General features: G+C 35.4%; 9 protein-coding genes and 1 pseudogene. 3 read left to right on the top strand and 7 right to left on the bottom strand.

Annotation, left to right across the window (positions count from 1 at the left end):
- Positions 1–108: 108 nt before the first annotated feature.
- Both paiA and AC1DRF_RS13150 read right to left on the bottom strand, forming a co-directional pair.
- Complete coding sequence (gene paiA, locus AC1DRF_RS13145; protein WP_286670765.1) at positions 109–633, bottom strand: spermidine/spermine N(1)-acetyltransferase; 525 nt, start codon at positions 631–633, stop codon at positions 109–111.
- Positions 634–652: 19 nt separating this feature from the next.
- Positions 653–1105, bottom strand: coding sequence for a MarR family winged helix-turn-helix transcriptional regulator (locus tag AC1DRF_RS13150; protein WP_427076712.1), 453 nt, complete (start codon positions 1103–1105; stop codon positions 653–655).
- A 117-nt stretch (positions 1106–1222) separates the two neighbouring features.
- Here AC1DRF_RS13150 and AC1DRF_RS13155 point away from each other — a divergent pair, with 117 nt between their 5' ends.
- Positions 1223–1867 (top strand): YczE/YyaS/YitT family protein, encoded by a 645-nt coding sequence (locus AC1DRF_RS13155; RefSeq protein WP_477740895.1) that lies wholly within the window; start codon positions 1223–1225, stop codon positions 1865–1867.
- Between the two features lie 109 nt (positions 1868–1976).
- Positions 1977–2477, top strand: a complete 501-nt coding sequence (locus AC1DRF_RS13160) for a GNAT family N-acetyltransferase (protein ID WP_477740896.1) — start codon at positions 1977–1979, stop codon at positions 2475–2477.
- 51 nt (positions 2478–2528) lie between these two features.
- Here AC1DRF_RS13160 and AC1DRF_RS13165 read toward each other — a convergent pair.
- The 3 genes and pseudogenes from AC1DRF_RS13165 to AC1DRF_RS13175 form a co-directional block, all read right to left on the bottom strand.
- Positions 2529–3265 (bottom strand): annotated as a pseudogene (locus AC1DRF_RS13165) (methyltransferase domain-containing protein).
- A gap of 144 nt (positions 3266–3409) precedes the next feature.
- A complete protein-coding gene (locus AC1DRF_RS13170; RefSeq protein ID WP_097823835.1) occupies positions 3410–3859 on the bottom strand; it encodes a GNAT family N-acetyltransferase in 450 nt (149 codons plus the stop codon).
- A 51-nt stretch (positions 3860–3910) separates the two neighbouring features.
- Positions 3911–4483 carry a GNAT family N-acetyltransferase gene (locus AC1DRF_RS13175; RefSeq protein WP_477740897.1) on the bottom strand — a complete coding sequence of 191 codons (573 nt, stop codon included), beginning with the start codon at positions 4481–4483 and terminating at the stop codon, positions 3911–3913.
- 285 nt (positions 4484–4768) lie between these two features.
- Between AC1DRF_RS13175 and AC1DRF_RS13180 the strand changes: the two genes are divergently transcribed.
- A complete protein-coding gene (locus AC1DRF_RS13180; protein ID WP_477740898.1) occupies positions 4769–5515 on the top strand; it encodes a phosphorylase family protein in 747 nt (248 codons plus the stop codon).
- Positions 5516–5624: 109 nt separating this feature from the next.
- Here the strand turns inward: AC1DRF_RS13180 and AC1DRF_RS13185 are convergent, their stop codons facing one another.
- Both AC1DRF_RS13185 and AC1DRF_RS13190 read right to left on the bottom strand, forming a co-directional pair.
- A complete protein-coding gene (locus AC1DRF_RS13185; protein ID WP_162213961.1) occupies positions 5625–6011 on the bottom strand; it encodes a MerR family transcriptional regulator in 387 nt (128 codons plus the stop codon).
- Positions 6012–6119: 108 nt separating this feature from the next.
- Positions 6120–6866: an SDR family oxidoreductase gene (locus AC1DRF_RS13190; RefSeq protein ID WP_427076707.1), complete on the bottom strand. Its 747-nt coding sequence runs from the start codon at positions 6864–6866 to the stop codon at positions 6120–6122.
- Between the last annotated feature and the right edge of the window lie 235 nt (positions 6867–7101).

The raw sequence follows: 7101 nt of genomic DNA on the forward strand, positions 1-7101 counted from the left end.
CTGCTTACCCTAAGAGCATCTTGCTTTGAAAAAAATCATAAAACCTCTATATGCAATAAGGATTATCCTCTACCAGTTAAATTAGTGAATAATCCTTATTTTTTAAAACTATAAAAGTGTTTTAACCATAATAAAGTCTATTTGTTCTTCGTCTCCCATATAAAACGAGTGAGATCCCGTTTGAACAAATCCCTGTTTCTTATAAAAAGCAATCGCATTTTTATTTTTTTCCCATACGCCTAACCAAATTTTCTTTTTATTAAGTATCGTTGCTATCTCTACTGCTTTATTAAATAAATGTTTACCAAGCCCTTGTTTTTGAAAGCTGTTACCTATATAAATTCTTTCAATTTCAAGCGCTTCTTCCCCCATCTCTTCAGATTGAGCATCATCCGTATTAACCTTTAAATAACCTGCAATTTCATGATTAACATACATAAAAAAGAATTGCGAGGACGGATTTGATAGTTCTTTTTGTAACTGTTCTACTGTAAATGCTTTTTCTAAATAAGCTTTCATGTTTTCAGGTGAATTTTGATCTTTAAATGTTTCATTAAATGTTTTGCAGCTAATATGTTGAAGGTGATTTACATCTTCAAGAGTACACTTTTTTATATCCATCATCACTGACATGCGCCTCTCCTTTATATCCTCAATAATTTCTCTTGTTTCCTTTTTTGACAAACTCCCAGTCTGCTTCTATATTTTTTCTTAATCTTTGAACCAGCTTAAGAATGGTATCTGTTTCTTCCTGGGTAAAACCTTCTAATGCCACTTTATCCGAATAATCATTTTCTCTTTTTATAAACGGATATAGGTTCTTCCCTTTTTCAGTTGGAAAAAGGTTTTTATTTTTTTTATTGTAGAGATCGTCTTTCTTCTCAATAAAACCATTCATTTCAAGCTTTTTTATAGCCCGAGCCGCTGTTGTTCGATCTACTTTTATCATCTCAGCTAACTTTTCTTGAATGATTCCCGGATTTTCACATATTCGCACTAAATACAAATACTGCCCCTTAGTCAGGTCGTACTCTTTAAATTCTATATTACTAATCGAATCCAATGCTCTTGCTATCATCCCAATTTCACGCAGAATTTCACTCATAAATATCTCCTTTGCACATATTTTTGTTGCAAATACAATAAAAATAATATACGTTTAATGTACCTTAAAATAGTTGCATTTGCAACAAAAAAATAATGAGTAAAGGATCTGATTACAGTGAAATATGTTGTTTATGTAGGAGGAATTTTACTATTAACTCTGGGAATTGCTTTGACGATCCAATCCAACCTAGGAGCTTCACCTTTTGATGCACTTTTAGTTGGACTATCCCTAAACGTAGGCCTTAGCGTTGGAAGCTGGGAAATTGTACTTGCATGTGTATTAATTTGTGTTAATGCCCTTTTAAGCAAACAAAAGCTGGAAGTACTGGGACTGTTAACAGCATTCATAACGGGTCTAGGTATTGATGTATGGCTTTTTTTATTACAGAATGGGTCTCCCTTTGAAATGTGGTACAGCAAATTATGTTGTTTTGGAATTGGTTTAATCATTATAGGTGTAGGAACCTCAGCCTATTTACATACAAATTTTGCACCCATTCCAATTGACCGCTTAACATTAATCATACAGAAACTAGCTAAAACAAACTTATTACTTTCAAGAACATTGATTTACCTCACATTCTTACTAGCTGCGATGCTTTTAAACGGACCAATTGGTGTCGGAACGCTATTAACCGTGTTTTTAGGCGGCGTGCTGCTTAATTTTTTTATGCCCATTACAAAAAAAGCAGTAGACTGCATATTACCAAAATCTCATACCTCACAAAGTCATATTCAAGACAACAAGCGTTCCATATAGATACATTTTTATTACTCAACTATCGTAATAGATTTGCACCATAGTACTAGATATAATAAGAGCAATGAGGAGGAAACATTTAATGAAGGAAAGGGGTTATTATTAATCAATGATTKTATTGTATGAAGATAAGTATAAAGAAACAGTTATTCAACTAATATTGCATGTACAAAATGTAGAAGCTGGTGTGGGTATTAGTGTTGAAGAACAGCCGGATATTTTAGACATTAAGTCAAACTATCTCCATGCCGGCGGTAACTTTTGGATAGCTTTGAATGATAAGCAAGAAGTAGTAGGATGTATTGGGTTGCAAAAGAAAACCAGTGAAATAGGCATATTAAAGAAATTTTTTGTCTACAAGCACTATAGAGGAAAAGAGTTTGGAATAGGAAAAAATCTTTATGCTTCTTTACTTCTTTTTGTGCAGAAGCACGGGTTTTCTAAAATTAGTTTAGATACTCCATCTCAAGCTACTCGATCACATAATTTCTATAAAAAAGCTGGGTTTAAACAAGTGACCAAAAAGGATCTGACAGTTCAATATGATTATCCAGATCGAAATTCTCTTCTTTTTGAGCTAGATTTATCTAGCAAACAATTACATAATTAAACCAGAGAAAGCAGGTCTCCAGTTAGAGATCGGCTTTCTCTGGTTGATTACCTATTTATTTGCCTCAGCTTTAATAATAAAACGATGTTGTTCTACGTCGAAAAAACCTTCAGACTCTATAATTTGATGTATGTTATACAATCCGCCGATATGTGTTTCGATATCAAAATTAGAAACTTGCCAAGGAATTGCCTTTAAATAAAAGACGAGCGCTCCGATATCATAAAATCTCTGTACAGGAAACTCTTCTTTGCAAGAAATGATGTTAAAAGAACTTTGGTTAAGCTCTTCTATTGCTTTCTTTAAGTTCCAATTACAAAACTCTTTATTTATTGGAATCCCTATACATTCATTGATTCGTGAACAGTCTAACCCCCCCACTTGTTGCGTAAAAAACGTGTCTTCCTTTGACAAAATCCTGCTTACTTCTGAAGCACAAAAAGATTCGTGTTGGTTCAAAATCAAATCGAATGTATCATCTTTAAACGGTAAATCTGCGTCTTCAGTTCGTTCAACAACTGTGATACCAAACGGTTCTAAACGTTTTTTAGCGATTGGAACGTTAGGTTTGTATCCTTCTGTAGCGTACATAACGTGAGGAAAAGGCTGTAACAAAGATAAAAATTCTCCTCCTCCTGTTCCCATATCTAAAGCGGCATTAGAGTTTTGAATAAGACGAAAAGCTTCACTTCCGTACGACCAGTACGAGTAATAATAGAAAAATCCCATCCAGTAAAATCAACATTTGTATTGTCTACAGCGTTTAAAAAATGTTTGTCCGTTATCATATTAAACTCCTCCTTTTTATAGCTAGCATTAATCATCTATCCTAAACTAGTAAAAGGCGGACCACGGACATGTAGACAGCGTTGTTATGTTTCATGTGCTAACGTATTCATACTAACCGCTCCTTTATTAAAATTACGTATGCTTCATTTGTTTGTCCATTCATATGTAATATCGGGTAGTTTCTCTTCGTTTTCACATCCTCTTTTTATAATACTGAAGCCGTGTTTCTCGTAAAACCTCTGGGCATTTTTATTTCGTTCAAATGTACGTAATATTAATTTTCCATTTGATTCTGTCTTGGCTCTTTCAAGTAAAAGCTGTCCGATTCCTCCGCCTTGATAATCTACATGAACGTACAGTTGGCTAATTTCGTCAGCATGATAAGCAATCATTCCTACTATTTGTTCATCCATTAACGCTAATTCAATTTTATAGTGTGCTGACAATATATGATTTAAAAAATAGACATGACGGTCAAAACTGTGCATTTCCTTTTGTTCAATCGCTTTTTCTTTACTATCTCTCCACATTTTTACCGTTTGCTCGGCAAATTGAGGAAGATAGTGAACAATATCAACATTAAAATGGTCCATACATTTTCCCCTTATCTGTCATTATGCTATTCGTATTCTTAATAACGATGTCTAGATATTCCCTTCATGTGGTTGAAGCCTGTCAAAATCTTGTTTTAATAAAGAATACATATATAAATCATCAAATTTTCCACACGTAAATTCATAGCTTCTTAATAAGCCTTCTTTTATAAAGCCATGCTTTTTTATTAATTTTTGTGAAGCAGTATTAGCAGGCTCTATTAATGCTTCAATTCTCCGCAAATTAAAATGTGTAAAACCATATTTTATAACAGCGCCCAATGCCTCATTAGCAAYCCCATTCCCCCAGTAATCTTTGCTTAGCTCATATCCAATTTCTGCACGGTAATGGTTATGAACTCTATTAAGAAACCCGCAGCTGCCAATAATGTCGTCTTGTTCTTTAAGAGTAATACCCCATCTTATTCCAGATTTTTCGTTTAAGATCGATTTATACCACGCAATCTCATTTGAAGCATCTTCAACCGTTGTAAAAGGCTCTAGACCGTAGTATTTCATTACTTCTTTATCGGATAGGTATTTTAAAATACTGCCTGCGTCTTCTGCTACAATCTCCCTTAGGGTAAGCCTTTTTGTTTTAATTATGGGAAAATAATTTGACACCTGTACCTTCCCTCCTCTTATCCATTCACTAAACGGAGCTTTTCTCACAGCTTTATCTAATTTAAATAAGCGTTAGTAAGAAATTTCTTTTATTATTACTGAATTCCTTTTTAATTCTAAATATTTGTCGAGAAATGAGAAAAAAAAGCACGCATAACTTCATTTTTAAATCAGCACTGTCATTTCTTTTATATTTGTTAGTTCTAAAAATTAAAGGAATGAAAGAAAGCTAGTAATGAAGAATTCTTTTCTAACTAGTCTAAATGAGAAAATAAGGAGGAAAAGATGAAGCTGTATGGCGATTTTGAAAAAGAAGATTGGCTAAACGTATTAAAGCTACCAGAAAAAGAGCTGCCTAATGCATTTATTATTCATGGTGAGTGGGAATTTCAAGATAATATAAATTTATGGAAGKAGATCTTATCCACTGATGTTCATATGCCTAAATGGAACACGGTAATAGGTAAGTTAAATAACAGAAACATAGGATTTGCGAATGTGTACGGCAGTCCGATGGCGTCAAACATCGTACATCAATTTGCCGGCAGCGGAACCGACTTATTTATTCAAACGGGATATTTTGGAGGTTTATCTTCTACTATACAATATGGGGATATCTTAATCGCATCTGCAGCAAAAATGCAAGATGGCGTATCACACTGGTATTTACCAGAAAAAACGCTTGTAGAAGCTGACCAAGAGTTAGTGGAAGCCGCCTGTAGATATTGTGAACAAAAAGGTTACAGCTATATAAAAGGACACGTGGTCAGTATGGGTGCCATGCTGATCGAGACACTTGACATGGTAAAGGAATGGTCGCTTGCAGGTTTTCTCGGTGTGGATATGGAGACAGCTACCACTTTGGCCATTGCTCATAAATTCAACAAGCGGGCTGTCGGCTTATTAAATTTATCAGACCACCTTCTTCACGGCGATACTCTTTATTCGTATACAAAGGACAGAGAGTTAATAGAAAGTGCAACTGATAAAGCAATTCGCGATGTAGCTCTTTATTTAAGCAGTACATACTAGAATAGAACAAACAAAACAAGATAACTGTGCAGTTATCTTGTTTTGTTTGTTTCGCAGTTTTTAACACCTGTATAGTTTGTGTATGAACAGGATTCTCTGTTATCAGCATTTAAATTTTTATTTGTTTATTGTTTAAACCAGCTTCCAACGTATCGTACAGCGCAAGTTTATAATTAATTCGTTCTAGATGCAGGTAGGTTTGCGACATGTCTGCTTCCACTTTCTTTTTATGCTGAAGCATCATGTTTCTACGTTCGCTGATGGTACTTTCTCCTTTTTTATATGATTCTACATACTGTTTAATCTCGACAAGCGGCATCCCTGTTGCACGTAAGGCTAAAATAAACTTGACCCACTCGATATTCTGGTCATTGTATAGACGGTGATCATGTTCATTTCGTTCCACAAATGGTAAAATGCCTTCCTTTTCGTAGTATCGCAGAGTAGGCGCAGACAGCCCCGTTTTTTCTTGCATGTCTCTCATTGTATAAGACATGTAGTTTCACTCCTATTTTCATGTGCATATCAATGGTACAAATAGAAAAAGCTGTCCAAAGAGTAATGTCACTCTCCGGACAGCTTTTGAGTTAACAAGGTCCTCACATTACCATTCTTGATGTACAGGACGAATAATCATTTCGTTTACTGCCACACCTGCTGGCTCTTCGATGGCAAACGCAATCGCGCGTGCGATGCTTTCCACTTCGATGGCACCTTTATAAAATTCATCAATACCTGATTTTAAATCTGTATCCGTGATTGTTTCTTTTAATTCTGTTGCGATCGCTCCTGGAGAAATATTCGTTGCGCGAATGTTGCTTCCGCCAGCTGATTCTTCTAGACGAAGACCTTCTGTGATCGCTTTAACCGCAAATTTTGTTGCGCTGTATACCGCACTTCCAGCACCTACTGCGTGACCTGCTACTGAAGACAAGTTAATCACGTGTCCGTCTTTTTGTTCTCTCATCGCTGGAAGAACTGCTGAAATTCCGTAAAGAACCCCTTTAATGTTCACATCGATCATTGTGTTCCACTCATCTACTTTTTGATTGCGTAGAAGAGATAATGGCATAAGACCAGCGTTGTTCACAAGCACATCGATGCGGCCAAATTCTGAAAGTGCATATTGTGCTAGCTCCTGCATTTGGTCGTGAGACGTCACGTCCACTACTTTATAGATCGCTTCTCCGCCGTTTTCTTTAATATCTTCTTGTAGTGCTTTTAAACGATCTTCACGGCGAGCCGCTAAAACAAGCTTTGCTCCTTTTGCTGAAAGCTCTTTTGCTGTTGCTTCTCCGATTCCGCTAGAAGCACCTGTAATAATGACAACTTTACCTTTTATATTAGACATAATAAAAATTCATCCTTTCTGTTTTAACTGATTTCTACCTTTAATAAGAAAGCAAGTCGATGACCCGCTGTTTTTCGCTGTGTTAACTGGTACAGTAATAGCTTATCTCCTAAAGTCAGCTTCAACGCAAGGATTTTTTAAAAACTTTTTTTATTTATTATGTAAAAATGCTGCTGTTAGTGTCTATAGAGCCTTTTTAAGAGCTGTTTTTCTTTATACAGCCACCTTTTTAAAT

The organism is Priestia sp. P5_B4 (assembly GCF_056400385.1).